A 26,103-nucleotide genomic window follows, 5' to 3' on the forward strand; every position below is an offset into this window, starting at 1 on the left:
CCGGTGGCTTGTGACCCCCGGCCTGGTCGGTGGTCTGCTCAGACCGGGGTGACGCCGTGCCGTCGTCGGGAGAAGTGCCGGTCCTTGCCCCGGGCGGCGGCGAACCGCCGGACCAGTTCGGTGCGCAGGTCGGCCGGCTCGACGACGGTGTCGACGACAAGTTCGCTGGCCAGCCGGACGAGGTTGATGTCCTGCTCGTACTCGGCGCGGCGGGCGACGACGAAGGCCGCGCGTTCGTCCGGGTCGGCGATCGCGTTGATCTTGTTGGCGTAGACCGCGTTCACCGCCGCCTCGGCGCCCATCACCGCGATCTTCGCGGTGGGCAGCGCGATCGTCGCGTCCGGCTCGAAGCCGGGGCCGGCCATCGCGTAGAGACCCGCGCCGTACGCCTTGCGGACCACCACGCAGATCTTCGGTACGGTCGCCTCGCTGATCGCCGTGATCATCTTGGCGCCGTGCCGGATGATGCCCTGCTTCTCCACCGCCGTACCGACCATGAACCCGGGCACGTCGGCGAGGAAGAGCAGCGGCACGTTGAACGCGTCGCAGAGCTGCACGAACCGGGTCGCCTTGTCGGCGGAGTCGACGAAGAGCACCCCGCCCTTGAACATCGAGTTGTTCGCCACCACGCCGACGACCTCGCCGTTCAGCCGTCCGAAGCCGATTGTCAGCTCCTTCGCCCAGAGCGGCTGGATCTCGAGGAAGGAGTCGGCGTCGAGCAGGCCCTTCACGTACCGGCGCATGTCGAACGCCTGCCGCTCGCTCGCCGGCACCAACGCGGCCAGGTCGACGTTGCCGGGCGGGTCGGCCGGGGCGACCGCCGGCGGCGCCTGCGTCCAGTTCGCCGGCAGGTACGACAGGTAGCGGCGGACCACGTCGAGCGCCTCCGCCTCGGTCTTGCAGAGGAAGTGCCCGACCCCGGACTCGGTGTTGTGCACCCGGGCCCCGCCCATCGCCTCCAGGGTGGTCTTCTCCCCGGTGACCATCTCGACCATCCGGTCGGAACCGAGGTACATGCTGGCGTTGCCGTCCACCATCGCCACCACGTCACAGAACGCCGGGATGTACGCCCCACCGGCGGCACTCGGCCCGAACAGCGCGCAGACCTGCGGGATCGAGCCGGACGCGCGTACCTGGTTCCAGAAGATCTTTCCGGCGCCGCGCCGGCCGGGGAAGAGGTCGACCTGGTCGGTGATCCGGGCCCCGGCCGAGTCGACCAGGTAGACCATCGGCAGCCCGGCCGCGTACGCCCGCTCGATGATCCGGATGATCTTCTCGACGGTCCGGGCTCCCCAGCTGCCGGCCTTGACCGTCGAGTCGTTCGCCATCAGACAGACCGGCCGGCCGTCGATGGTGGCCTGGCCGGTCACCACCCCGTCGGCGGGCAGCCCGTCGGCGAGCGCGTTGGCGTAGAGCCCGTCCTCGACGAACGAGTCGGGGTCGACGAGCTGGTCGATCCGCTCCCGGGCGAAGAGCTTGCCCTTCGCCGCGTTGGCGGCATGGTATTTCTCCGTGCCACCGGCCCGGACCCGCTTGCCGAGCTGTTCCAGTTCGGTCGCGCCGTGCCGCCCGTCCGGCTCGGTCACATCCCGCTGCCCGGACATCCTGTCGTCGAGTGCCACGCCGACCTCCTCGCCCACCCCGACCTCGCCCGGGTCTTCCTGAACGATCGTTAGGCTACTTCATCGTACGACGCCGGGCCAGCCAACCGACTTCCATACCGAATGCCCACGTACCAGAGAGAGATGTTGAAATGCATCAATCTCTATACTTAGGCTCCTGGCACCCCGTACCCTCCCGGACTCGGAGAGTGAGCCATGACCTCACGAATCAGCCGGCTCGTGGTCGCGTTCGTCGCGACGGCGGGTGCCACCCTCGGCGTCACCGTCGCCAACCCCACACCCGCCTCCGCCGCCATGACCATCTGCTACAACACCAGCCAGGCGGGCAGCTTCGTCAGCGTCGCCAACCAGGCCGCCACGATCTGGAACAACGCGACGTCGAACCTGACGCTCACGGCGAACTGCGGCTCGAACCTGCGGATCTACTCCATCACCGGCGGCGGCTCGTACGCGGTCCGCACCAGCCTCGGCAACGGCCGGGTCTACATCGACACCCAGCAGGCCCAGCAGTACAGCCCGCTACGGATCATGAGCCACGAGATCGGCCACATCCTCGGCCTGCCGGACAACTACAACGGCAACTGCTCCCTGCTGATGTCCGGTGGCAGCGCCGGCACCAGCTGCACCAACCCGTACCCGAGCAGTGCCGAGGCGACCCGGGTGACCAACCTCTTCGCCGGCACCCGCAGCGGAGCCGAGCGCGGCAGCGCCGTCGACAGCGTGGTCTTCCAGGACAGCTGGCCCGCGGTACTCGCCCCGATCGGCTGAGCGGCTCCCGCCCGCAGGCGGACCGACCCGCAACGGTCCGGCGCCGGACCGGACCGGGTGACCCCGGTCCCGTCCGGCCGGACCGTTCAACGACTCAGGCCGGACCGACGGCGACCGGTTCGGACGTACCCCCGGGGTCACCACGCCGCGCCTCCCGTTCCCGGGCGTCCGCCGCGCGACCCCACCGGGTCCGACCCCACGGCTTCACCACCGACAGGATGGTGGCAGCCCAGAGCGCGACGGTGAACCCGGCCAGACAGGCGGTCAGCGCGACACCCGTGCCGCCCGGCGTCGCCGCCGGATCGACCGTACGCAGCGCGAGTTCGTCCGCCAGCGCGCTCTCCACGGTGCCGGCGACCAGCGGGATGCTCACCGAGATGACAAACTTGGTGAGCACCCACCAGTGTCGGACCAGGCCCCACCTGGTGCCGAGCGAGAGCACCAGTCCGGTGATGATCGACAGGAACATGGACGGGATCGCGGCGGCCAGGTCGACGACGTGCAGCAGTTCGTAGGCGCCGTGCCGGACCGGGTGGGAGTCCGCGTTCAGGGCGGTGATCGCCAGCACGGTCATGGTGAACGCGACCCCGAGCCACCCGGCGCTCACCCCCACGTGCAGAACCAACCAGACCTTGCGGGTCCGGGTCGACATCCGCGGAAACCGTGGCCGGCTCAACGCCAGGATCGTCACCGACAGCGGTATGCCGAGCAGCGCGAGTGTGACCGGGATGCTGAAGACGAACTGGAGGACCGCCATCGTGAGGTGCACGACGATCGTGATCCGACGCCCGCGCTCCGGTCCGCGTAGCACGGCGACCACCGACAACACCACCGCCGTCGAGTAGCCGACCAGGGCCGTCACCCGCAGCGGCAGGACGTCGGAGCCGCTCGGCAGCAGGACCAGGTTCACCCCGGCGAAGCCGACGAACAGCCACTGGAGCCAGACCAGGGCGGGCGAGGTACCGCCGGGCACGGTCGGGCGGTTACCGCCGGGCACGGCCCCCCGGGCGGTGGGCGGAGCAGGATTCCGGGCGCCCGAAGCGCCGGCGATCCCGGATCGGATCTCGGAAGGCATGGCCCGACCCTAGGTTTCCCAAAACCGCACGACATCGGTCAAGATGATTCGGTCCGCCGGTCGATGGTCGCCGGTCGGCGCGCCGGGCCGCTACGAACGGATGAGTCCGACGACGGACGCGGCGGCGCGGCCCGGCTGCCTAGACTCCCGACATGTGGCACGGTCGGCAGCACCTGGTCCTGGCCACCCCGCTGGTCGCGACCTGCGTGTTGGCCGGGATCTGGGACGGTTTCCAGTCCGGCCTGTTCAACGGCTCGCCCATCGTCGACCGTCCGGCACCGCTGGTCGTCGACGCGACGCTCGGCGTGGCGGCCGGCCTCGCCGTCCTGGTGCGGCGCGACCGACCCCGGCTGCTGTACGTCACGGCCCTGCTGTCCTGGGGCGTCACCGGCGCCTACCCGGCCCTGCTGATCGCACAGTTCGCGATCGGCGCCCACCTGCGTTCCGGCCGGCAGCAGATCCTGCTCACCGCGGTCATGCTGGCCGCCGTCTCCGGCCCCCTGTGGATGGTGAGTGGCGGCGACGGAGCGGTGCCGGTCAGCTTCGTGCTCTGCGTGGTGCCGGTGCTTGTCGGCCTCTACCTGACCTCCCGGCGCGAGCTGATGGCCAACCTGCGCGACCGGGCCCGCCGCAACGAGCGCGAGGAGCGGCTGCGGATCGAGCAGGCGCGCGCCGAGGAACGGGCCCAGATCGCCCGGGACATGCACGACGTGGTGACCCACCGGGTGTCGCTGATGGTGCTGCACGCCACCGCGCTGGAATCGACGCAGGGGCGGGACGCCGTGGCGATCGCGAGCCAGATCCAGAGCATCGGCCGGGCCGCGCTGGAGGAGCTGCGTACCCTGGTCGGGGTGCTCCGGGACGGCGCCGCCGCCCCGCTGCGTCCCCAGCCCGGGCTCGCCGACCTCGACGAACTGGTCGCCTCCTCCCGGGCGCTCGGCCTGACCGTCGAACTCGCCGTCGAGGACGGACTGCGTACCCCGGCCCTGGTCGAGCACGCGGTCTACCGGGTGGTGCAGGAGGCGCTGACAAACGTGCACAAACATGCCCACGACGCCCGGACCGTGGTTTCGGTCCGGGCGGTCCCGGACGGCGTACGGGTGGTGGTCCGGGACAGCGGCGGCTCGCTGGCCCCGACCGTGGCCACCGGCGGCGGACACGGGCTGCTCGGGATCTCCGAACGGGTCCGGCTGGTCGGCGGCACGCTGCGTACCCACCGGCCTCCGGGGGGCGGGTTCGAGATCTGCGCCGACCTGCCGGCGGCGCGGCTGGTGGAGGAGGAGGACGGAGCGTGATCCGCCTACTGGTCGTGGACGACGAGTGGATGGTCCGCGCGATGCTTCGCACCATCATGGAGGCCTATCCCGACATCGAGGTGGTCGGCGAGGCCGGCGACGGGGAGGAAGCGGTACGGCAGGCTCGGGCGCTCCGGCCCGACGTGGTCCTGCTGGACATCCGGATGCCGCGCAGCGACGGCCTCGCGGCCACGGCGGCACTGGCCCGGTTCGCGGCACCGCCGAAGGTCGTTGTACTGACCACGTTCGACCTCGACGAGTACGTCCAGACGGCGCTCCGGCACGGGGCGGTGGGGTTCCTGCTCAAGGACGCCGACGCCGACCAGATGGCGGCGGCGGTGCGCAGTGCGGCGGCCGGCGACGCGATACTCTCCCCGCAGGTCACCCGCAGGCTGCTGCACCGGTTCGCCGAACCGGCCAGCCCGCACCGGGCCGACGCCGTACGGCGGCTCGCCGTCCTCACGGACAAGGAGCGGGAGGTGCTGGCGGCGCTCGGCGAAGGGCTGACGAACAGCGACATCGGCCGTCGGCTGCACCTCAGCGAGGCCACGGTGAAAAGTCACGTCAGCCGGCTGCTCGCCAAACTGCAACTGACGAACCGGGTACAGGCGGCGATCCTGGCCCACCACGCCGGTCTGGTCGACTGATCGGCGGTCAGAAGGTGTGGATGTCGAAGCGGGTCGCGCGGGCGTTCACCGGCCCCCGGGCGGTCTCGTTGCCGTCGATGTCGAGCCCACGGTACGTACCCTCGCTGACCAGCGTGTCCCCGGAGACCCGGGCGTGGTGCAGGGCCCGGACCTCGCCGTTGTAGCGGTGCGGCAGGCCCCGCAGGTCGTCCGGCAGCACCTGCCACAGGGTGAAGGTGGCGGTACGTGGCCCGGTCGCCTCCCACCGCCCGGTGGCCAGGTGGATGCCCTGGGCGAAGGAGAGGAAGAAGCCTCCGGGCAGGAACGTGAAGAGCGCCACCTCCTCCTCGTGCGGCAAGGTCACGACACCGCGCCAGGTGCCGAGGAACCGGCTGCCCCCGGCTCGCCGGTCGCCCGACGGGGCGGCCTCGGCCGGGGCGGTGTCGGCCGAGGCCAGGGCTGCGGTCGCCACGGCGCCGAGGCCGGCGGTCGTTCCGGCGGCCCGCCGGAGGAACCGCCTCCGGTCGATCTCACCAGTCATGATGCCTCGCAACTCGCTCGTTCCGATTGGACGGAACCGACGCTACGAGGATCAGCAGGGCACCGCATCGGTCGATGGATGGCGGTCCTCCCCGGACAGCCGTACCTTCGACTGATCCGTCCGTCGTCTCCGTCCGGCTCGGCGCCGGTGAGCCCACGCGGTCCGGTGCGACGCCGATCAGGCGAGCCGGGTACGCGGTCCGGCGCGCAGCACACCGGACGGCAGCTGCCGGCCGACGATCTCCTCGGCCAGCGCCGCCGCCTCCAGCAGGGCGTCCAGGTTGATCCCGGTGTCGACGCCCATGTCGTGCAGCATGTGCACCACCTCCTCGGTGGCGACGTTGCCGCTCGCCCCCGGGGCGTACGGGCAGCCGCCGAGGCCACCGACGCTGGCGTCGTACTCGGTGATCCCGAGTTCGAGGGCGGTGAGCAGGTTGGCCAGTGCGGTGCCCCGGGTGTTGTGGAAGTGCAGCAGGACCGGGATGTCGGACTGCCGGTCCCGGACCGCGGTGAGCAGTTCACGGACCCGGCGGGGGGTGGCCATCCCGGTGGTGTCGCCGAACGCGACCCGGTCGGCGCCGTCGGCGACCACCCGGTCGACGATGCCGGCGACCCGGGCCGGGTCGACGTCCCCCTCGTACGGGCAGCCGAAGCTGGTCGCCACGATCACCTCTGCGGTGGCCCCGGCGGAGTGCAGCAGGTGGATCAGCCCGGCGATGTCGTCCAGCGACTCGGCGGTGGAGCGGTTGACGTTGCGCCGGTTGTGCGTGTCGCTGGCCGAGACCACCACCTCGATCTCGGTGAAGCCGGCGGCCAGGGCCCGTTGGGCGCCCTTCGAGTTCGGCACCAGCGCCGAGTAGCGGACTCCGGGGGTCTTCGCCGCCCTCGACCACACCTCGTCGGCGTCAGCCATCTGCGGAATCGCCTTCGGGTGGACGAACGAGACCGCCTCGATCCGCCGTACGCCGGTGGCGGAGAGCGCGTCGAGCAGCCGTACCTTGGCGTCGGTCGGGACCGGGTCCTCGTTCTGCAACCCGTCGCGGGGTCCGACCTCGCGGATCGACACCGAGTCCGGCAGCTGGCTCATCGGTCACCTCGCTGTGACGTCACGTCCGGGGGAAGTGGCGGGCCCCCGACCGGGAGCCCGCCTTAACGATAGTTCAGCAAGGCGCTGTCGCCACCCCACCCCGCCCCCGGCCGGCGGGCGTCAGCGCATCCGACCGACGATGCCGGTGTCGTAGTCACCGCCGAGGAACTCCGGGTTGTCGAGAAGTTCGGCGAAGAACGGCAGGTTGCACTTCGGGCCGGTGATCTCGAATCCGGCGACCGCGGCACGGGCCCGCGAGATCGCCTCGGCCCGGTCGGCGCCGTACACGATCAGCTTCGCCATCAGCGAGTCGTAGAACGGGGTGACGGTGGTGCCGAGGGCGTACCCGGAGTCGACGCGCACCCCGTCGCCGGTCGGTTCGGTCCAGGTGGTGACCGCGCCCGGGCCGGGCAGGAAACGCTTCGGGTCCTCGGCGTTGATCCGCAGCTCGATGGCGTGCCCGCGCGGGGTCAGCGCGTCCGGGTCGAAGGTCGGGGCCAGCCCGGCGGCGACCCGGAGCTGCTCCTCGACCAGGTCGATCCCGTGGACCAGCTCGGTGACCGGGTGCTCGACCTGGAGCCGGGTGTTCATCTCCAGGAAGAAGAACTCCCCGGTGGTGGGATCCAGCAGGCACTCCACGGTGCCGGCGTTGCGGTAGTCGACCGCCTCGCCGGCCCGCACCGCGGCGGCGAGCAGCCGTTCCCGCAGCTCGGCGTCGACGGCCGGAGACGGGGACTCCTCGACCAGCTTCTGGTTGCGCCGCTGCACCGAGCACTCCCGCTCGCCGAGCGCGACGACCCGGCCGTCGGCCAGACCGAGGATCTGCACCTCGACGTGCCGTACCCGGGGGAAGTAGCGCTCGATCAGCACCGAGCCGTCGCCGAACATCCGCTCCGCGAAGGCCCGCACCTTGTCGTACTCGGCGCGCAGCGCGGTCTCGTCGGCGGCGACCGCCATCCCCATCCCGCCGCCGCCGGCGGCGGCCTTGACCATCACCGGAAAGCCGATCGTGGTGGCGGCGGCGAGCGCCGCGTCGACGTCGGCCGCCGGGTCGGTGGTGCCGGGCGCGACCGGCACCCCGGCCGCCGCCATCAGGTTCCGGGCATTGATCTTGTCGCCCATCGCGGTGATCGCGTCCGCGTCCGGTCCGACCCAGACCAGGCCGTTCGCCTGGACGGTACGGGCGAAGTCGGCGTTCTCGGAGAGGAAGCCGTAGCCGGGGTGGATCGCCCGCGCGCCGGTCGCCTTCGCGGCGGCGAGGATCGCCTCGGGATTGCGGTAGCTCTGCGCCGGATTCGCCGGCCCGACACAGACCGCCTCGTCGGCCTCCCGGACGAACGGCAGGTCGGTGTCCGCCTCCGAGTAGACGGCGATCGTCCGTACCCCGAGTCGTTTCGCGGTACGGATGATCCGGCGGGCGATCTCACCACGGTTCGCCACGAGCAGTGACTCGATCATGTCCGTTACTCCCCTTGTCCGGGTCTGGAGGGTGGTGACCGTCCGGACCGGGGGTCGCCCGGCTCCGGTTCAGTTGTCCGGGTCGGCGAGCAGGGCGGCCAGGGTCGCGGCGCGCAGCAGGACGGCCCGACGCTGGCGGTCGACCTCACCGCCGAGGAACGGGGTGGAGTTCATCAGACCGAACGCGGCGTGCGCCAGTACCCGGGCCTCACCCGCCGACAGCTTCGGGTGCAGGGCGGTCAGCACGCCCACCCACTCCTCGACGTAGAGCCGCTGCAGCCGGCGGATCTGCCGACGCGGTTCCTCCGGGAGCCGGTCCAGCTCGTGCAGGTGCAGGGCGATCACCGCCGGGTGTGCGAGAGCGAAGTCGACATGGAAGTCGATCAACGATTCCAGCGCCGCGCGGGCGTTCTCCGGGTGCTCGGCGACCCGCTGCCGACCGCCGACCAGCAGCCCGTCACTCACCGGCATCAGCGCGGCGACCAGCATCGCCTCCTTGCCGGCGAAGTGGTGGTACAGCGCCGGGCCGGTCACCCCGGCCGCCGATCCGATGTCGTCCATCGAGACCCCGTGATAGCCCCGGGCCGCGAAGAGGTCGACTGCGATCTCCAGAATCTCCTCGCGCCGGGACCGCCGTCGACGTACCCCGCCGGCCGACGCGCCGGCCGACGCCTCGATCACCTGCTCCTCCACCGTCACGCGACCCAGCCTAGCCAGCTGTCAATCACCGGCCACCTGGGCGATCCCCGGAACGAGGATGACGTCACTCGTCGACGTTGAGCGCGTACGCGGTACGCAGCGCGTCGGCCTCCTCCTCCCGGCCCAACGCGGTCAGCGACTCGGCCAGCCACCAGGCGGCCTGCCGCGACAGCGGAGACTGCTCGGGCAGGCCCCCGAGGGTGCCGCGCAGCAGCGGCTCGGCGTCGCCGGGCCGGCCCAGCCGGACCAACAGCTCACCGACGAGCAGGTCGACCTGCGATGCCTCACCAAACGCCTCGATCGACCGCAGCCGGTCGGCGACCCCGGCCAGCCGGTCCAGTGCGTCGGTCTCCCGACCGGCGGCGAGCAGCGCCCGCGCGCCGGTCTCGGCCACCATCGCCCGTTCCCAGCGCAGCGCAGGCCCGCCCGGACCGTCCTCGTCTCCGTTCTCGTGCCCGTGCCCATGTCCGTGCCCGTGTCCGTGCCCGGAGCCGTCGGCCGACTGCTCGGATCCATCCGACCCGGGGTCCGGGTCGACACCACCCCCGGAACCGGCGGCGCCGGACTCGTCGAACGGCTGGTCGGCCCCGGCACCGGTCTGCCCGACACTCTCGACGGGCAGGCTCGCGGCGAGCGCGTCGGCCCGGGCCATCGCCGCCAGCGCGGCCTCCGGGTCACCCGCCCAGGACAACGCGGCGATCTCCCGCCGCCGGGCACGCAACTCGTCCAGTCGCAGCCCGGCGGTCTGGTACGCGGCCGCCGCCGCGGCGAACCGCTGCGCCGCGACATTGTCCCGGTCCTGGTTGTAGAGGATCTGGCCGGCCTCCTCCAGCACCTGCGCCCGGTGCGGCAGGTTGTCCGGACCGTCGAGGTTCTCCGCCAGTTCGTCGAGGAGGGTGAGCGCCATCTCCTGCTCACCGAGCGACAAATAGACGCCGACCAGCATGTGCCGGCAGCGGTCCGCGTCGGCCTGCTGCCCGAGCCGGTCCAGCGCGCCGATCGCCTCCTCCGCCGCCTCGGCCGCCTCGACCGCGCGGCCCGCCCGGCGGTACGCGTCAGCCAACTCCCAGCGCAGCATCGCCGCCCCGTCGACGATGTCCCGCTCGACGCAGATCGCGACCGCCTCCACCAGGTCCTCGACCGCCTCGGCGGCCCGGTTGCCGGCGACCAACGCCCGGGCCCGCCCGATCCGGACCGGCAACTGGAGGTCGGCGGTCGCCGCCCGCAGCGCCTCGTCGTACGCCTCGACCGCCCGGGCCGGGTCGTCGAGCGAGTTCGCGTACCCGAGACAGGCGACCGTGTACGGCTCGGCCAGACCCAGCTCCCGGTAGAGGTCCCGGGCCCGCAACGCGGCCTCGCCGGCCTCGGCCGGACGGTCGAGCAGTTCGAGCAGGCGCACCCGGCGCAGCGCGAGCCGGGCCGTCAGGTGCGGGTCGTCGGCGTCTGTCGCCTCGGCCGCCGCCCGGTCCGCCGCCGCCAACGCCTCCTCGCCGCGCCCGGTCTCGGCGAGCACCACGGAGTGCCGGTCGTGGGCGGCGGCCCGCTGCGCCCCGCTGCCGTGTTCGGCCAGGTACGCCGTCGCGGGTCCGGCGAGCGCCAGCGCCTCCTCCGGTTCGCCGGTCAACGCCAGCAGCACGGCGAGCCGACTGGTGACCACCTGTTCCCGCAACGGGTCGGGCACCTGCCGGTAGCGCTGTACCGCCTCGCGGTTCACCGCCACCGCACCGGCCACGTCGTCGGCCCGGTGCCGTTCGACCGCGGTGAACTCCAGCCGCCGGGCCGCGACCAGCGGTTCGTGCTCCCGGTCGGCGAACCGTTCGTCGAACGCGGCCAGCACGGTCACCAGGTCGTCGTCCCGGTCGGTCCGCCACGCGTCGTCGGCGAGGTCGAGCAGCTCCGTCGGCGTCGCGGTGGCCGGCAGGTCGAGCGGGACCCGGGGCCGGACCGGCAGGACCGGTTCGGCGGCGGGGGCCGGACCGGTGGCGCCGGCCGGGGTGGTACCGGCGGGGGCCGGGCGCCGGGCTGTGGCGGAGAGCGGCAGGTAGTCGCCGACCGGGGTCAACGCCAGCCGCCGGGATACCGCCGCCGACTGGTTCGCCGTGCCGTTGCGCTCGTCGAACCGGGCGGCCACCCGGCGGGCGTGCTCGGTCAGCTCCCCGGCGAGCACCCCGACCGGCACCTCGGCCGCCGGCCGCTCCCCGTACGCCCGGCGGCGGACGGTCAGCTCGCCGCGCCCGCTGGTGTCGAGCCGACCCAGCAGCAGTGCCCCGCTGGCGGCGAACATCATCGCGGCGGCCGGTGACGGGGCCCGGTCCAGCCAGTCGATGTGCCGTTCGAGCAGCTCCAGTCCGCGTACCTCGTTGCCGGTCACCACGCAGAACGTGATGTGGTCGCCGATGTCCCACAGGTCGGCGAGGTTGCCCCGGTGCCGGCGGTACGCCCGCAGGTGCGCCTGCCGCGCCTCCTCCCGCCGCCCGGTCCGCAGGTACGGCATCAGCAGCGCGCTGAGCACCCCCTGCGGCTGCTCGGTGCAGCTGAGCCTGCCGGCGAGCACCGGCTCGGCGAGCGCCACCGCCTCCTCGTCGCGTCCGGTGCCGGCGAGGTAGTCGATCTGCGTCGACGGGTCACAGCCGGCGCAGTCGGAGAGTTCGTCGCGTGGGGTGGTGGTCCACCGCCGGTACCACTCCTCGGCCTCGTCGTCCGCCCCCAGGTGCCGGGCCACCCGGTGCCGCATCTTGTACACCGCCTGCAGGCTGTGCCCGCCCTCGCGGTAGCGCCGCTCCATGTCGTCGAGGACCGCGGTGGCCCGGTGCAGCGGCACCTCGGGGAAGGCCAGCAGACCGTTGACCATGTACTTGAAGTACCAGAGCAGGTTGTGCCGGTAGCGGTTGTGCCAGGGGCGCGGCTTGTTGTCGAAGTCGGCGAGGCACCAGGAGAAGGTGACGAACGAGCGGGCCGGTTCACCGCCGTAGACGTACGCGGTGGTGGCGAGCATCCGGGCGGCGAAGGCCACCTCGTCGTCGCCGGCCGCGTCGGCCTGCTGGATCACCTGCTCGACGGCGGCGATCTGGCCGCTGCCGTACGGCATCTCGCCGACCCGGTCGAGGGCACGCCGGAGATCGTCGTTGCTGGAAACCACGGTCGTCACTCCTGTCCGGGCACGGCCCGCCCGAGCAGGCCGAGGAACGAGCTGTTGAGCAGGGCGGCGTCGGCGGGCCGGATCGGGTGGTAGCCGAGCAGCAGCGCCTGGCCGTACAGGGCCTCGACCGCGAGGCCGACGAGTTCCGGGTCGGTCAGCGCGGTGATCCGGCGGACCAACGGGTTGCGGTGGTTGAGCACCAGTTGCGGGCGCTCCGGCGGACCGGAGGCGGCGATCGCGTCGAGCACCCCGGCCCAGGTCTCGTCGGCCCGTTCCCGGGTCGACTGCAGCTGCTCGTGGAAGATCGCCGAGCGGCTCACCAGATAGAGGGCGGGCAACGAGGCCGGGGCGTACGACCGCACCACCACCTCGCAACCGAGCCGGTCCAGGGCCCGCTGCGCGGCGGTGACGAACGGCCGCACCGCCAGCGCGGTGCCCGGGTCGAGGGCGTCGAACCGGGTGGTCAGGTCGCTCGGCTCCAGCCGTTCGATCAGCACCGACCGGTCCACCGTCGGCAACCGCTCGACGATCTCACTGTCGTACGTGTAACCGGCGTTGACCACCGCCAGGTCCTGGGCCGCCGCCACCGCGGCGAGCTGCCGGAACTCGTCGATGCTGGCCGCGTACCGGATCAGGCCGTGCCGTTCGCGGAACTCGGCGAGGGTGGTCTGCCCGAGGTTGGTCTCCATCGGCCACCAGCGCTCGACCAGCCGGAGCATCTCGTCGTCGTGCAGGGCCAGTGCCTTGACCCCGAGGTGGTGCACCCGGAGGAACTCGGCGAGCCGCAGCGGGTTGCCGTCGGCGAGCCGGACCAGCCAGCCCCGGAGCTGGTCGCCGAGCGCCTCCCGGGTGCTCTCCAGCAGGCTGTCCTCGTACAGCGCCTCGCGGCTGGCGGTCGGGCGCAGCTCGCTGGCGTCGACCACGCAGCGGGCGAAGAACGCCCAGTCCGGCAGCAGGCCCTCGGCGCCCTCGGTGAGCAGCATCCGCTTGAGGTAGACCCGGTGCCCGGCCCGGGCCGCCGGGTTGACCGGTGCGGGCAGCACGAACGCCACCCCGGTCAGCCCGGCCTCCGGCACCGACAGCGGCACCACGTCGAACGGGGTGAACCCGAGCACCTCGCGGGCGTACGCGATCAGCCGCTCCCGGCGGGCGGCGGCGATGCCACCGACGGTGGTCATGCCAGCGGCGTTGTCGGCGTCGGTCGACCACGGCGGCGGGCCGGCGGTCGTCTCGACGTCGCCGACGTAGACCCGGATCGGCAGCAGCGAGCCGAAGAGCCGGGCGAGTTCGGTCACCGTCGGACCGGTCAGCCACTTGTCGGCGCCGCGCCGCGGGGTGAGCGTGACGGTGGTGCCGGGTTCGGACCGCTGTGCTCCGGCCCCGGCCAGCTCGACCCGGTAGCGGCCGTCGGCGTAGCCGGTCCAGAGCACCGTCGGCTCGTCGGCGTGCCGGGTCTGGACCTGGATCTGGTCGGCGACGAGGAAGCAGGAGAGCAACCCGATGCCGAACTGGCCGAGGAACTCGTGTCGGGCGAAGCCGAGTTCGTCGCGCTTCGAGCTGCGGCCGATGGTGGCCAGCAGTTCGTGCACCTGCGCCTCGGTCAGACCGATCCCGGTGTCGTGCACCCGTAGGGTGCCGTCGCCGGTCAGCTCCGGCGGCTCGATCCGGACCACGGCCGGCGCGGCCGGGTCGGCGGCCCGGCGTGCGGTGATGGCGTCCGCCGCGTTCTGCAGCAGCTCCCGGACGTAGACCCGGGGACTGCCGTAGAGGTGGTGACTGAGCAGGTCGACCACGCCACGCAGGTCGACCTGGAAGGTCCGGTCCACGATGCCCTTCTCCCGCTCGGGAACGGGATTTCCGCGTACTCCCGTCCGACGACGGCGCTCACCGTACCGGTCCGGACCGACGATCCGCCTCCCGTTACCGGCCAGTTCCGGTTCGGCTGGCCGGTAACGGGTTCGGGGGTCAGCGGCGCTCGGAGCGGGTTCCGTCGGCGACCGGCTCGGCGGGTACGTCGCCGGCCGGGACCGGGGGCGCCCCCAGCCGGGCTTTGCGGCCGTCCCTTGCGGACTTGACCAGGCTGGCGACGGTGGCGATCAGCAGCGTTCCGATGATCACGGTCAGCGAGAGTTGGATCGGGATGTGCGGCGCCCACTCGACGTGCTCGCCACCGTTGACGAACGGCAGGTTGTTGTCGGCGAGGGCCTCCAGGACCAGCTTGACGCCGATGAAGCCGAGCACCACGGCGAGCCCGATGTTGAGGTAGACCAGCCGGTCGAGCAGTCCGCCGAGCAGGAAGTAGAGCTGCCGGAGTCCCATCAGCGCGAAGACGTTCGCGGTGAAGACCAGGTACGGGTCCTCGGTGACGCCGAAGATCGCCGGGATCGAGTCGAGGGCGAAGATCAGGTCGGTGGTGGCGATCGCGATCAGCACGATCAGCATCGGGGTGAAGAGCCGGTTGCCGGCCTCGTCCCGGGTGGTCAGCTTGACGCCCTGGAACTCGTTGGAGAACGGCACCGCCCGTCGAGCCCAGCGGATCGCCGGATTCTCCTTGAAGTCGCCGCCGTCGGCGTGGCCCTGCCGGAGGAAGCCGATCGCGGTGTAGATCAGGAACGCGCCGAAGATGTAGAAGACCCAGGCGAACTGGCTGATCAGCGCGGTGCCGGCGGCGATGAACCCGCCCCGCATCACCAGCGCCAGGATGATGCCGATCAGCAGCACCTCCTGCTGGAGATACCGGGGTACGGCGAACCGGCCCATGATGATCACGAAGACGAAGAGGTTGTCGATCGAGAGGCTGTACTCGGTCAACCAGCCCGCGTAGAACTCGGCCCCGAACTTGGCACCGCCGAACACCCAGACGCCGATGCCGAACACGATGGCCAGCGCGACGTAGAGGGTGACCCAGAGTGCGGATTCCTTGATGCTCGGCTCGTGCGGCCGACGGCCGATGATCAACAGGTCGGCGAGCAGTACCGCGACCAGTACGACCAGGCTGATTCCCCAGACCAGGCCACTGACGTCCATCGTTTCCACGTTGTTCCTCCGGCAGGCACACGTCGTCGCCACCAGGTGGCGCGCAGGGATGGTGTCTGTCGGAGGTCTTTTCCACCACCGAGCGTGATCACGCCAGTGGCCGGCGGTGCCGGTTCGCCATCCGGCTCACGCCGGTCGGCTCCCGTGCTGACGACATCGCCGTCGGGGGAATACTCCCCTCCTTGGCGGTCATGGTGCCACATCGCGGGGCCCGCCGCGACGTCCCGGGGAACTCGGCACATCGCCGGCAACCTGTCGTTCATCTTTCGTCCACCTGTCGTCCACCCGCCGCCCCGGCCGAACCCGATCATCGCGGACGTTCCGCGACGATCACCCCGGACAGCCCGCAACGGATCAGTCCGGGACGCCGCATCCGTCTCTCGGGCCGGCGCGCACCCGCTCTTCCGGGTCGGCGACGCCCGGCTTGACCCTCGACCAGGCTGAGGCACCACCCTCGGCAGCCGGGTTCCACCCGGGTACGCCCACCCGGGTGCCTCCCGGTCCCGGGCGGCGTTCCGCTCCCGGGCAGCCCACCTGCGGTGAGGGACGGCACGGCGCATGACGGATCGACGATTCTGGCCACTGTGGACGGCAACGGTGCTGTCCCGACTCGGCGACGCACTGCGTACCCCGGCACTGGCGCTGCTCGCCGCCACGGTCAGCCGGGATCCCCGGACGATCGCGGCGGTGGTCGTCGCGGGTCAGCTGCCGCCGCTGCTCTTCGGGCTGCTCGGCGGCGTGTACGCCGACCGGTGGGACCGGCGCCGGACGATGGCGACCGTGGACGGCGTACGGGCCGCGCTGGTGGGGGCGTTCGCGCTGCTGGTGGCCGCCGGCACGATCCGCCCGGGACCGGTCGGCGTCGTACTGCTCGCCGGCTGCGCGTTCCTGCTCGCCACCCTCGGCACACTCTTCGACGCGGCCGCGTTCGCCATGCTGCCCGCCGTCGTACCGACGGAACGGCTCGCCGCCGCGAACGGCCGGCTCCAGGCCGGTACGGCGGTGGCCGGCGGTTTTGTCGGCGCCCCACTGGCCGGGGTGCTCTTCGCGGCCGCGGCGGCGCTGCCGTTCGCGATCGACGCCGCCACGTTCGCGGTCGCCGCCCTGCTCGCCCTCACCCTGCGCCCGACGCCGGTCCCCTCGCTCACCCGACAGTCCGCCGCCGGGACCCGGCGGGCCGACCGGTCACGGCGGTTCCAGGCGGAACTCGGCGACGGGCTGCGCTGGATCTGGCGGGACGGCACACTGCGCCGGATCACCGGGCTGACCATGGTCACCAACCTGGCGACGAGCGGCCTGATCGCGGTCATCGTGCTGTACGCGCTGGAGGTGCTGCACGTGCCCGAGGCCGGGTACGGGTTGTTCATGGCGGCGGCGGTGGTCGGCTCGCTGGGCGGGGGACTGGTCGCCGGTCGGCTCGGCACCCGGTACGGCACGCTGCCGGCGCTGCGCGGGGTACTCGTCGCCGAGACGGTCGCGATCGGCGTACTGGCGCTGGCCCGGCATCCGGTGCCGGGGGCGGTCGCCCTGGCCCTCTTCTCCGCCGGAACCGCGTGCTGGAACGCCCTCTGGGCGGCGTACGGGCAGCGCCACGTGCCGGCGGAACTGCTCGGTCGGGTGGGCAGCGCCCAGCGTACGGTCGGTATGCTAACCGCCCCGGTCGGCGCGGCCGGTGCCGGTCTGCTCGGCTCCGCCGTCGGCCTGCCGCCGGTGCTGTACGCCGCCACCGCGATCTTCGCCCTGGCCGCCCTCGCCTCCTGGTACGGGTGGAGAGGGGACGCCAGCCGGTAGGATGAAAGTATGACCGTAAAGCTGAGCATCAGCGTGCCGGACGACGTCGCCGCCTACCTGCAGAGCCGGGGCAACGCGTCCGCCGCCGTTGTCGAAGCTGTCCGGCGCGTCCTTCCGGAGGCACGCCGGGCACGCCAGCGGGAAGCAGCGCAGGCGTACGGGGAATACCTGCGTCGACGGTCCGGCCAACAGGTCGAGGAGGACCGGGCGCTGGTCGAGGAGAGCAACGACCTCGCCCTCCGTGACTCCCAGTGGTGAGGCGGGGGCAGATCTGGACCCTGCTGCGAGGCAGCAGCGAGCACCGCGTGCTGGTGATCAGCAACGACGAGTACAACAGCGTCGAAGAACTCGCCATCTGGGCACTGACCGTCGTCCGCGACGTACCCCACCCGAATCATCTCGCGGTACGCCTCGATGACGACGATCCGCTCGCCGGAGCGTACGTCAGAATCCACAGTGTCGTGCAGATCCTGGACCGCACCGCCCTGCGCGGCAATCACGGCTTCGTCTCCCACACCACCATGGCCGCCATCGAAACGGCCCTACGGGAGTTCCTGGAACTGCCGTAGCAACCCTGGAACGGCGGCAGCCGAGGCGCAGCCCTACCGGTGGCGGAACGGCGACGACGGCTCGTCCGGCCAGCCCCTGGTGAAGATCCGGTCGAGGCCGTCCTCCCCGTCGGTGTCGAGGTGCGGGGCGCGGTGCAGCCCGGCCCGTACGGCGACGGTGGCGGAGGCGACGTTGTCCGGCCGGACGCGGGCGACGATCGGGCGACCCCGCAGCCGTACGCTCGCCCACTCGACGACCGTGGTCGCGACCTCGGTGGCCACGCCGTCGCCCCAGGCGACCGGGTCGAGGCGGTAGAAGAGGTTCAGCACCTCCCGACCGGCGAGGCTCATCACCTTGAGACCACAGAAGCCGAGGCTGGCGGCCTGCTCGTCGGCGGTACGCGGGCGGATCACCCAGTACCCGAAACCGTGTTCCCGCCAGTGACTGTCCCACCGACGGTAGAGGTCCTCAGCCTCCGGGCGACTGGCAAGCATGTCGCCGGGGTTGTGCGCGCACGCCTCGGGGTCGCGGTGGATGCGGTGGATCGTGTCGACGTCGGCCGGGGTGGGACGACGCAGGGAGAACCGTCTGGTCAGCAGTTCCTCGGAGCCTGTCCGGTCGTCGTCGCCCATGACGTGATCATTCCAGCCCGGCCGAACGGGCTCCCCGATCACGAGTTCGCCGTGGCGGTCAGTGCGGAGGACGGGGTCGGCGGCCTCTGGTTCAACGGCGACGGCGCCAACTGGTACAGGCGGGGCACCCCGAGCAGGTACGACCAGGTCTTCTACTACTACATGAACAGCGAGCGGGAGTTTCCGCACGACTCGGAGATTCCGCTCGACCTGGTACGACAGGCCGCCCGCGAGTTCCTGCTCAACGGCGGACAACGCCCCGGCTGTGTCGCCTGGCAGAAGTTCCTGCCGTTCGACAACGGATGATCCGGCGCCGCCAATCTGGTGCATGATCGTCGGATGCGTGAGTCGGTGGCGGTGGTGCACGATCTCGTCTCCGGGCTGGTCCCCGGCGACGGATTGGAGGAGGAACACCGGTCGGAGACGCTGCGCTGGCTGCGCGGCACCGACGACGTGTTCCGCCGGGTCAAGCCGGCGACGCCGGACCGGCACCTGGTCTCGTACGTCGTACCGGTGGATCCGGCCGACGGCAGTGTGCTGCTGGTCGACCACGTCAACGCGAAGCTCTGGCTGCCGCCGGGTGGGCACGTCGACCCGGACGAGCATCCGGCGTACACCGCCCGCCGGGAGGCGGCGGAGGAACTGGGCCTCACCCCGGAGGACGATGGCGCCGGTCACCGGGTGCGGTTCCGGGACCGGCCGGTGTTCCTCACCGTGACCCGGACCGTCGGCATCGACGCCGGGCACACCGACGTCAGCCTCTGGTTTCCGGTCGAGTGCGGTCGCGACCAGCCGATCACCCCGGACGCCGGCGAGTTCCGCCAGGTCCGCTGGTGGTCACCCGCCGAGGTGTACGCCGCCGACCCGGCCCGCTTCGACCCGCACTTCCTCCGCTTCCTGGCAAAGCTCGACGCACCCGACCAGGGCGGGTCGCGGAATCCGGACTGAGGGCGGTGCTGAGCGGGGGTTCGGGTCAGCGTGGGGCGAGGAGGCAGAACTCGTTGCCCTCCGGGTCGGCCAGGACCTTCCACGGGACATCCTGGTCCAGGTCGATCGGTCTGGCGCCGAGAGCCCGCAGTCGGGCCACCTCCGCCTCCACGTCGCCGCCCGGATACGGGCGGACGTCGAGGTGGACCCGGTTCCACCCGGTCTTCACGTCGGGTGTGCGGAGGAACTGCAGATACGGGCCCACGCCCTGGGCGGAGCGCAACACCGCGCTCTGGTCGGTCACCTTGTGCACGGTCCAGTCCGTGGCCTCACCCCAGAATCGGGCCATGGCGCGCGGATCCACGCAGTCGACCACCACCGAGGCGATCGGTCCGGTGTCCTGGACCGGGTCGTGCCAGTCCAGCACACAGAACTCGTTGCCCTCCGGGTCGGCCATGACCGTCCAGGGGACGTCGCCCTGGCCCACGTCGGCGGGGGTCGCGCCGAGCTCCTTCAGGCGCGCGACCAACTCCGCCTGGTGGGCCTTCGAGGTGGTGGCGAGGTCGACGTGGACGCGGTTCTTGACCGTCTTGGGTTCCGCAGAGGCGACGATGTCGAGGCAGACCGCGACAGGGTCGGGGTAGGCGAAGCCCTCGGGTTCGAGATTGGTCACGCCGGGTCCCTCGCTGGAGACTCCCCAGCCGAGCACCTCCGCCCAGAAGCCGCCCAGCGCGGCGTCGTCCCGGGCCTTCATGGTGATCTGAACGAGCCGCGTAGCCATGCCGACGATGCTAGCCAGCATCCCCCTCGCACCCGAGGGCCGGCTACTCGACGTTGAGGGCGCGCAACGCGCCGTCGGCGAGCACGTGGCCCGCCTTCACGGCGGTGGGCACGTTGGCGGCATCGAGCCAGCCCGGGTCGAGGTCGTCCGCCCAGGCGAGAATGTCGGCCGCGAGCGCCAACGCCTGATCGTCCCGGCCGTCGACGAGCGCGTCGGCCAGCAGCAGGTACGCGCCCGGTCTGGTGCCGTGGAACTCCCGCGCCATGGCGTCGACCTGGGCTCCGATCCGCCGTCCGTGCTGGGGATGCAACCCGGCGAGGCACGCCAGCACGAACCTCACCGCGGGTGGCTCGGCCTCCCAGCGGGTCGGCAGCACCGGGAGTTGCTCGCCGACGCTGCGGTGCACCTCCTCCGTCCAGCCCGCCGGTTCGGGCGCACGGTGCCGCGCAACTGCTACTGCGGGCCAGCGATACGTTACCCGCCCCGACGTTCGCGATTTGTGGAGTATTCCCTGTTGTGACGGATTTGTCGCATCGAAGAGGCCCTCCACTCACGCATGGTGCCGAGCTGCGGCAAGCCGGGCGTGCCTTCTGCGGCATGCGCGGACGTCCCGGAAAATTCTGCAAAGAAGTCCGGGAGGGGTGTCGGATCGGGGTGGTGGTGTTCGTAGCAGGGGTGAGGCCGCCGACAAGGGGCGGTGCCAAGGCAAGGAACCGCGATCATGAAGCTGACGACCATGACCCAGATCTCCGTTGATGGAGTGATGCAGAACAACGGCGCCCCCACGGACGACCACCCGAATGGGTTCGAGCGCGGCGGATGGCTGTTCCCGGAGACCGGTCCAGATCTTGCGCTCGACCTGGTCGAGTCGCGGGTCGACTCGAAGGGCGTGACGATCCAGGTCTACCGGCCGGCCGGGCGCCCGCGGTATGCAACGGCCTGAAATCCCTGACCGTCGAACCACGCTGTCTTGACACCAGAGGAGTTGATCTTCAAATGCAGTACCTGGTTTCCGTGATCGATGACAAGAGCAATCCCGGCAGCACGGACAGGCTGCCTGCCATCAGCGCGTTCAACGAACGACTGATCGCCGAGGGCTACTGGGTTTTCGCGGGCGGACTCACAAGCACCGACGCGGCTACGGTCATCGACAACCGGGGCGAGCAGGCGGTGTTCAGCGACGGGCCTTTCGTGGAGTCGAAGGAGTACCTCGCCGGCGTCTGGGTGTGGGAGGTCCCCGATCTGGATGTGGCGCTCAAGCTCGCCGCCGAGGCGTCGAAGGTCTGCGATCGGAAGATCGAGGTGCGGCCGTTCCAGTGAGCGACGTCGAGGAGGCGATCACCCGGGCCCACCACGACGAGTGGGCCCGGGTGGTCGCCTCGCTGACCCGGCGTTTCGGTGACCTCGACATTGCCGAGGACGCAGCGGCCGAGTCGTTCGCGACCGCCGTGGAGCGGTGGCCCGCCGACGGCGTACCTCCCAACCCCGGCGCCTGGCTGACCACCACCGCCGTTCGCAAGGCCATCGACCGGATCAGGCGCGAGAACAAGCGCGACGACAAGCACAAGGAGGCTCGGATGGTGTACGACAACATCCCACCCGAGCCTCTCGGTGCCATCGACGACGACCGGCTGCGGCTGATCTTCACCTGCTGCCACCCGGCGCTGGCGATGGAAGCCCGCGTGGTGCTGACGCTGCGCATGCTCGGCGGGCTGACCGTGTCCGAGATCGCTCGCGCCTTCCTGGTGCGGGAAACCACCTTGGAGCAGCGGATCACCCGCGCGAAGGCCAAGATCAAGGCGGCTCGGATCCCCTATCGCGTGCCGGCCGCCGAGGATCTCCCGGTACGCGTCTCCGGCGTACTCGCCGTGCTGTATCTGGTCTTCAACGAGGGCTACCTGGCGACCGGCCCCGGCACCGATCCCGTACGTCACGATCTGACCGCCGAGGCGATCCGGCTCACCCGCCTGATCCGTGCCCTCCTGCCGGACGACGGTGAGGTGGCCGGGCTGTTGGCGCTGATGCTGCTCACCGAGGCTCGCCGCACCGCTCGAGTCTCGGCCAGCGGCGAACTGGTCACCCTCGACGAGCAGGACCGTGGGGCCTGGGACAAGGCGCTGATCGCCGAGGGTCACCGGCTCGTGCGCGAGCGCCTCGCCGCTGCTGCCGCCGGCGTGGCTCCGGGCCGCTACCAGATCCTCGCCGCGATCAACGCCGTGCACACCTCCGCCCGCGACATCCGCGACACCGACTGGTCACAGGTCGTCGCCCTCTACGACCAACTCGTCCACCTCGACTCCTCGCCGATCGTCGCCCTCAACCGGGCCATCGCGGTCGCCGAGCTCGACGGACCGGAGGTGGCGCTGGCGGCCGTCGACCGTCTTGAGGACGAGCTGGCCGGCTATCACGCCTACCACGCGACCCGCGCCGACCTGCTGCGCCGGCTGGGCCAAAGTCAGCAGTCGCGCGCGGCCTACGACAAAGCCATCGAGCTGGCCGGCAACACCGCCGAGACCGCCAACCTGACCCGCCGCCGCGACCAACTGCGGTAGCGCCCACGAATCCCGATCGAAACCCCGCGCGCAGCGGCGGCCGGTGCTGACACAACCAGATCGGGCCGATACCCGCATGAGATCGTCAGCGTCCACGGACGTGAGCGTGCGTCGACGTGTCCTTCCTCATCTGTTCGGCGAATACCCAAAGTAGCGAGGTCGCCGGGTGTTGGCCCTGCAGGGCCATCCACGGTCAACGACGTGGCGCTCGTGCTCGCGGTCTGAGTCACGTGCGTAGGCATATCGTTGCTCGACGTGTTGCAGCAGATCTCCTGGACCACCGACCCCCGAAGCGTGAACTCAGGCGGCCGGCGTGACCGGGGGCCGCTGCCCGAGCCACTGCTCGGCGTCCCAGGCCTGGAACCTCTCCACCTCGGTGAACCCCAGCTTCGCCGCAAGCCGCATCGAGCTGACGTTGGCGGACTGGGTGGTAAGTATGACCGGCTCGCCGGGGAGGACCGCGTCGAACCAGTCGAGCGCCGCCGCGCACGCCTCGGCGGCGTACCCGGAGCCCCACACCTGGGGCAGGAACAGGTAACCGAGGTCGGCCTTTCCCACGGCAGCCGGGCGGCGGTGCCCCGTTGCTCTCCTGAGCAGGATCTGGCCGATCATCGCCCCGTCGAGTTCCACGACAAAGCTGCCGGGCCACCGCTCGGGCACCTCGGGCAGTTCCCGCTCAAGCTCGGCACGCGGCCGAGGGCCGCCGAGGTAGATGTGCACCTCCGGCGATGCCAGCAGTTCGACGAACGCCGACCGGTCCCGGGCCTCGGACCCACGGAGTACGAGCCGCTCGGTCCGGATCGGCTCCGGCGGCCAGGGGACGGGGCCGAGGTCAGTCATGTCGGCCAGCCAACCAGCAGACTCGGCAACGATCAAGACGGCCCTTGACGGTGCGCCAGTGCGTTCAGCGCCTCCGCCAGGGCCACGGCGTCGGTCGCGTCAGCGGCGGCCGTCTGCACCTCGACGCCGTCGGCGGCCAGTTCCCCCGCCAGCGCGTCGAGCCGTTCCTGATGTCGGGCTATGAGCCCGACGGGGTGGCCGGCGCCCGCGAAGCGGCGTGCCACCGCGGCGCCCACACCGGGCCCTGCACCGACGATGTGCACGGGCCCGGGCTGACGCTCGATCACGCCTTCTCCTCTCGGGCTGGCACTGCCTGCTCGGCGAGCCAGCGCCACTCGTGCCACGTCGCTAGCCGATCCTGGTACACCTTCTCCGCGACCGGGTACGGATAGGGGCCGAGGAACAGGCGCAGGGGTGGTTGGGCGGTGTCGGCCAGAGTCAGGATGACCTGCGCCGTGACGGCGGGGTCGGCAGGCGTGCGGGCCGCCGCGCCGGCGCGGCGCGCTTCGCGCACGGGTTCGTAGGCCGCGATGGGGTCGGTGTGCACGGCCGAGTCGTTGGACCAGTCCGTGGCGTACGGTCCCGGCTCGACGATCGTCAGCTTGACACCCAGCGGCGCGATCTCCGCTGCGAGGGCTTCGCTGAGGCCCTCCAGCGCCCATTTCGACGCGTTGTAAAGCCCGAGAGTGGGGAAGGCGGCGAGGCCGCCGATGCTGGACACCTGCATGATGTGACCACTGCCTTGCGCCCGCAGCACTGGCAGCGCGGCCTGGGTCACCCAGAGAGCCCCGAAGAAGTTCGTTTCCATCTGGGCGCGGGCCTGTTCCTCGGTGGTTTCCTCGATCATGCCGAACAAGCCGTAGCCGGCGTTGTTGACGATGACGTCCAGGGTGCCGAACGCTTCGGTGGCCCGGGAGACGGCCGCGAAGACGGCCGAGCGGTCGGTGACGTCGAGGAGGAGAGGCAGGACCCTGTCGCCGTACGCCTCGACCAGACCCTCGAGGGCCTGCTCGTTGCGTGCCGTTGCGGCGACCCGATCTCCCCTGGCGAGCGCGGCGGCGGCCCAGGCCCGGCCGAAGCCGCGGGACGCGCCGGTGATGAACCATGTCTTCATGCCATGACGATCCGTCAGCCCAGCGTGGGCTGCCAGCACCCTGACAGGGTTACGCTGCGACGTGTGAGCGGTCAGAACCTCCTCGGCGACTTTCTGCAGGCGCGTCGCGGACGGGTCACGGCAGACCAGGCGGGTGTGCGGTCCCTGGGGCGCAGGCGCGTGCCCGGCCTGCGCCGAGACGAGTTGGCCCGCATCGCGGGGATCAGCCAGCACTACCTGACCCGGCTGGAGCAGGGGAAGGATCGCAACCCCTCGACCCAGGTGCTGCGCGCCCTGGCGACCGCCCTGCGGTTGGACCGGAACGAGACCGCGCACCTGTACGCGCTGGCCGCCCCGGCTCAGGCGGTCGAGAGGCACCGCGAGGTCGGCGAGGACGTCCGGCAGCTGATCGATTCCTGGGGCACGACCCCGGCGTACGTGCGCAACCGCGGCTTCGACGTCCTGGCAGCCAACAAGCTCGCCATGGCGCTCTCGCCGATGTACACGCCTGGGCGTAACCTCGTCCGGGACGTGTTCCTCGAAAATGATGTCCGCGGCCTTCTGCCCGATTGGCAGGAGATCGCCGTGCAGACCGCCGCCGCGCTGCGCGCAGAGGGGGACCTGCGCGATCCCGCGACTGCCGAGCTCATCTCCTCGATGTTGATGGACGGCGACTTCCGGCGTCTCTGGGAAAACCATGACGTGCGACCGGTACGGAATGAGATCAAGCGGTTCGTGCATCCGCTCGTGGGCCCCCTGACGCTTCGACGCCAAGCACTCTCGATCGCCGGCGCCGAAGACCAAACGATCATCACTTACCAGGCAGAGCCGGGCAGTCCCTCCGCCGACGCCCTCAACAGCCTGTGTTGATTGCAATCGACAGGCTGCACGGAGGGTCCGAGCAGGCAGGCGCGTCTGGGGACGGGCCGCGTCAAGGTTGGCCGCGCCACCGATGCCGCCTGGTGCGCGTCAGCTGCGAGGAAGGGTGCGCATCGCGTGTTCCGCCTCGCCGGCGGGAATCTGCTCGACTGAGGTGTGATCTCGGACGATGCGCCAGCGACCGTCGTCGCCGCTGCGCCAGATCTGGGAGTTGATGGCCCTCGTGCCCATGATCGAGCCGTCGGCAGCGGTCAGGCGTGCGATGAAGACCATCTGCGTCGCGGCGAGGTCACCGGAGACAATCACGTCTGGTGCCCGCTCGATGGCGTGTTCGGCGGTGCGCAGCTGGGTGAACGCCGGTGCGAAGACCTTCCCGTACTCGCTTGCGCTGCGCAGTACGCGTCGCTGCGGGTCGAAGTCGTCGAACAGAATGACGTCATCGCTGTCCAGGTCGTAGTAACCAGCGAGGTTGGCCTCAAAGTCGAATGCGGGGTCACCTTCCCGGCGGTCCCACTCAAAGATCCACCGCCGCTGCAGTGCCGCTACAACGGCGGCCGGTGTGTCGTCGGTCGTCATAACCTTCTCCATGGTGTGATCACCGGCGCGGCCGTTGGCCTGTCTGCCGGCGGAGCGGGTTCCGTTCCCGTGATCACGATGTCTCGGGGGCGTGGTGGATGCCAGGTAGCGGTGGTCCTGGGTGCGACGCACCCAGGA

General features: G+C 71.2%; 27 protein-coding genes and 1 pseudogene. 12 read left to right on the top strand and 16 right to left on the bottom strand.

Annotated elements, in window-relative coordinates; all coding sequences use genetic code 11:
* Positions 1 to 38: 38 nt before the first annotated feature.
* Positions 39 to 1,604, bottom strand: a complete 1,566-nt coding sequence (locus tag ABGB05_RS25600; RefSeq protein WP_347656207.1) for an acyl-CoA carboxylase subunit beta — start codon at positions 1,602 to 1,604, stop codon at positions 39 to 41.
* A gap of 213 nt (positions 1,605 to 1,817) precedes the next feature.
* On the opposite strand from ABGB05_RS25600, the gene ABGB05_RS25605 reads away from it, so the two are divergent.
* Complete coding sequence (locus ABGB05_RS25605) at positions 1,818 to 2,390, top strand: snapalysin family zinc-dependent metalloprotease (protein ID WP_347656157.1); 573 nt, start codon at positions 1,818 to 1,820, stop codon at positions 2,388 to 2,390.
* Between the two features lie 94 nt (positions 2,391 to 2,484).
* Here the strand turns inward: ABGB05_RS25605 and ABGB05_RS25610 are convergent, their stop codons facing one another.
* Complete coding sequence (locus ABGB05_RS25610; protein ID WP_347656158.1) at positions 2,485 to 3,465, bottom strand: hypothetical protein; 981 nt, start codon at positions 3,463 to 3,465, stop codon at positions 2,485 to 2,487.
* A 152-nt stretch (positions 3,466 to 3,617) separates the two neighbouring features.
* Here ABGB05_RS25610 and ABGB05_RS25615 point away from each other — a divergent pair, with 152 nt between their 5' ends.
* Positions 3,618 to 4,760 (top strand): histidine kinase, encoded by a 1,143-nt coding sequence (locus ABGB05_RS25615; protein WP_347656160.1) that lies wholly within the window; start codon positions 3,618 to 3,620, stop codon positions 4,758 to 4,760.
* The gene (locus ABGB05_RS25620) at positions 4,757 to 5,407 is read left to right on the top strand and encodes a response regulator transcription factor (protein ID WP_347656162.1); all 651 of its coding nucleotides are present in this window, start codon (positions 4,757 to 4,759) and stop codon (positions 5,405 to 5,407) included. The genes ABGB05_RS25615 and ABGB05_RS25620 overlap by 4 nt, the downstream gene beginning before the upstream one ends.
* Positions 5,408 to 5,414: 7 nt before the next feature.
* Here the strand turns inward: ABGB05_RS25620 and ABGB05_RS25625 are convergent, their stop codons facing one another.
* The 7 genes and pseudogenes from ABGB05_RS25625 to ABGB05_RS25655 all read right to left on the bottom strand — a co-directional run.
* Entirely contained in the window at positions 5,415 to 5,927 is a 513-nt protein-coding gene (locus ABGB05_RS25625) for a hypothetical protein (protein WP_347656164.1), read from the bottom strand.
* A gap of 177 nt (positions 5,928 to 6,104) precedes the next feature.
* Positions 6,105 to 7,013, bottom strand: a complete 909-nt coding sequence (locus ABGB05_RS25630) for a hydroxymethylglutaryl-CoA lyase (protein ID WP_347656165.1) — start codon at positions 7,011 to 7,013, stop codon at positions 6,105 to 6,107.
* 120 nt (positions 7,014 to 7,133) lie between these two features.
* Complete coding sequence (locus tag ABGB05_RS25635; RefSeq protein WP_347656167.1) at positions 7,134 to 8,471, bottom strand: biotin carboxylase N-terminal domain-containing protein; 1,338 nt, start codon at positions 8,469 to 8,471, stop codon at positions 7,134 to 7,136.
* A gap of 69 nt (positions 8,472 to 8,540) precedes the next feature.
* The gene (locus tag ABGB05_RS25640; RefSeq protein WP_347656169.1) at positions 8,541 to 9,170 is read right to left on the bottom strand and encodes a helix-turn-helix domain-containing protein; all 630 of its coding nucleotides are present in this window, start codon (positions 9,168 to 9,170) and stop codon (positions 8,541 to 8,543) included.
* Between the two features lie 64 nt (positions 9,171 to 9,234).
* Positions 9,235 to 12,309, bottom strand: coding sequence for a hypothetical protein (locus ABGB05_RS25645; protein WP_347656171.1), 3,075 nt, complete (start codon positions 12,307 to 12,309; stop codon positions 9,235 to 9,237).
* A 5-nt stretch (positions 12,310 to 12,314) separates the two neighbouring features.
* Positions 12,315 to 14,135, bottom strand: coding sequence for an HSP90 family protein (locus ABGB05_RS25650; RefSeq protein WP_347656173.1), 1,821 nt, complete (start codon positions 14,133 to 14,135; stop codon positions 12,315 to 12,317).
* Between the two features lie 223 nt (positions 14,136 to 14,358).
* Positions 14,359 to 15,336: pseudogene (locus ABGB05_RS25655) on the bottom strand (TerC family protein); the annotation flags it as partial.
* 567 nt (positions 15,337 to 15,903) lie between these two features.
* On the opposite strand from ABGB05_RS25655, the gene ABGB05_RS25660 reads away from it, so the two are divergent.
* The 3 genes from ABGB05_RS25660 to ABGB05_RS25670 are packed head-to-tail and all read left to right on the top strand — an operon-like array spanning position 15,904 to position 17,705.
* Positions 15,904 to 17,136 carry an MFS transporter gene (locus ABGB05_RS25660; protein WP_347656174.1) on the top strand — a complete coding sequence of 411 codons (1,233 nt, stop codon included), beginning with the start codon at positions 15,904 to 15,906 and terminating at the stop codon, positions 17,134 to 17,136.
* 9 nt (positions 17,137 to 17,145) lie between these two features.
* Positions 17,146 to 17,394 (top strand): hypothetical protein, encoded by a 249-nt coding sequence (locus ABGB05_RS25665; RefSeq protein ID WP_347656176.1) that lies wholly within the window; start codon positions 17,146 to 17,148, stop codon positions 17,392 to 17,394.
* Positions 17,391 to 17,705: a type II toxin-antitoxin system PemK/MazF family toxin gene (locus tag ABGB05_RS25670; protein ID WP_347656178.1), complete on the top strand. Its 315-nt coding sequence runs from the start codon at positions 17,391 to 17,393 to the stop codon at positions 17,703 to 17,705. Before ABGB05_RS25665 ends, ABGB05_RS25670 begins: the two co-directional genes overlap by 4 nt.
* Positions 17,706 to 17,738: 33 nt before the next feature.
* Here ABGB05_RS25670 and ABGB05_RS25675 read toward each other — a convergent pair whose 3' ends face one another.
* Positions 17,739 to 18,317, bottom strand: a complete 579-nt coding sequence (locus tag ABGB05_RS25675) for a GNAT family N-acetyltransferase (protein WP_347656179.1) — start codon at positions 18,315 to 18,317, stop codon at positions 17,739 to 17,741.
* 3 nt (positions 18,318 to 18,320) lie between these two features.
* Here ABGB05_RS25675 and ABGB05_RS25680 point away from each other — a divergent pair, with 3 nt between their 5' ends.
* Entirely contained in the window at positions 18,321 to 18,623 is a 303-nt protein-coding gene (locus ABGB05_RS25680; RefSeq protein ID WP_347656181.1) for an Imm1 family immunity protein, read from the top strand.
* A 33-nt stretch (positions 18,624 to 18,656) separates the two neighbouring features.
* Complete coding sequence (locus ABGB05_RS25685; RefSeq protein ID WP_347656183.1) at positions 18,657 to 19,265, top strand: NUDIX hydrolase; 609 nt, start codon at positions 18,657 to 18,659, stop codon at positions 19,263 to 19,265.
* 25 nt (positions 19,266 to 19,290) lie between these two features.
* On the opposite strand, the gene ABGB05_RS25690 is transcribed toward ABGB05_RS25685, so the two are convergent.
* Together ABGB05_RS25690 and ABGB05_RS25695 are read right to left on the bottom strand one after the other, a co-directional pair.
* The gene (locus ABGB05_RS25690; protein ID WP_347656185.1) at positions 19,291 to 20,025 is read right to left on the bottom strand and encodes a VOC family protein; all 735 of its coding nucleotides are present in this window, start codon (positions 20,023 to 20,025) and stop codon (positions 19,291 to 19,293) included.
* A 43-nt stretch (positions 20,026 to 20,068) separates the two neighbouring features.
* Entirely contained in the window at positions 20,069 to 20,431 is a 363-nt protein-coding gene (locus ABGB05_RS25695; protein WP_347656187.1) for a hypothetical protein, read from the bottom strand.
* Positions 20,432 to 20,746: 315 nt separating this feature from the next.
* Here ABGB05_RS25695 and ABGB05_RS25700 point away from each other — a divergent pair, with 315 nt between their 5' ends.
* The 3 genes from ABGB05_RS25700 to ABGB05_RS25710 are packed head-to-tail and all read left to right on the top strand — an operon-like array spanning position 20,747 to position 22,577.
* Positions 20,747 to 20,968, top strand: a complete 222-nt coding sequence (locus ABGB05_RS25700; RefSeq protein WP_347656189.1) for a hypothetical protein — start codon at positions 20,747 to 20,749, stop codon at positions 20,966 to 20,968.
* Between the two features lie 53 nt (positions 20,969 to 21,021).
* Complete coding sequence (locus ABGB05_RS25705; RefSeq protein ID WP_347656190.1) at positions 21,022 to 21,345, top strand: YciI family protein; 324 nt, start codon at positions 21,022 to 21,024, stop codon at positions 21,343 to 21,345.
* Entirely contained in the window at positions 21,342 to 22,577 is a 1,236-nt protein-coding gene (locus tag ABGB05_RS25710) for an RNA polymerase sigma factor (protein WP_347656191.1), read from the top strand. Before ABGB05_RS25705 ends, ABGB05_RS25710 begins: the two co-directional genes overlap by 4 nt.
* Positions 22,578 to 22,877: 300 nt before the next feature.
* Here the strand turns inward: ABGB05_RS25710 and ABGB05_RS25715 are convergent, their stop codons facing one another.
* Genes ABGB05_RS25715 through ABGB05_RS25725 form a run of 3 tightly spaced genes read right to left on the bottom strand, consistent with a single transcriptional unit; the run spans position 22,878 to position 24,531 of the window.
* Positions 22,878 to 23,417 (bottom strand): GNAT family N-acetyltransferase, encoded by a 540-nt coding sequence (locus ABGB05_RS25715; protein ID WP_347656193.1) that lies wholly within the window; start codon positions 23,415 to 23,417, stop codon positions 22,878 to 22,880.
* Positions 23,418 to 23,449: 32 nt separating this feature from the next.
* Positions 23,450 to 23,704, bottom strand: a complete 255-nt coding sequence (locus ABGB05_RS25720; protein WP_347656195.1) for an SDR family NAD(P)-dependent oxidoreductase — start codon at positions 23,702 to 23,704, stop codon at positions 23,450 to 23,452.
* Positions 23,701 to 24,531, bottom strand: coding sequence for an SDR family NAD(P)-dependent oxidoreductase (locus tag ABGB05_RS25725; RefSeq protein WP_347656197.1), 831 nt, complete (start codon positions 24,529 to 24,531; stop codon positions 23,701 to 23,703). The genes ABGB05_RS25720 and ABGB05_RS25725 overlap by 4 nt, the downstream gene beginning before the upstream one ends.
* A gap of 63 nt (positions 24,532 to 24,594) precedes the next feature.
* On the opposite strand from ABGB05_RS25725, the gene ABGB05_RS25730 reads away from it, so the two are divergent.
* On the top strand, positions 24,595 to 25,380 hold the full coding sequence (locus ABGB05_RS25730) for a helix-turn-helix transcriptional regulator (RefSeq protein ID WP_347656198.1): 786 nt from the start codon (positions 24,595 to 24,597) through the stop codon (positions 25,378 to 25,380).
* Positions 25,381 to 25,479: 99 nt separating this feature from the next.
* On the opposite strand, the gene ABGB05_RS25735 is transcribed toward ABGB05_RS25730, so the two are convergent.
* The coding region (locus ABGB05_RS25735; RefSeq protein WP_347656200.1) for a hypothetical protein at positions 25,480 to 26,103 on the bottom strand (624 nt) is incomplete at its 5' end.

Origin of the sequence: Plantactinospora sp. B5E13 (genome assembly GCF_039871775.1) — a bacterium.
Taxonomy (GTDB): domain Bacteria; phylum Actinomycetota; class Actinomycetes; order Mycobacteriales; family Micromonosporaceae; genus Plantactinospora.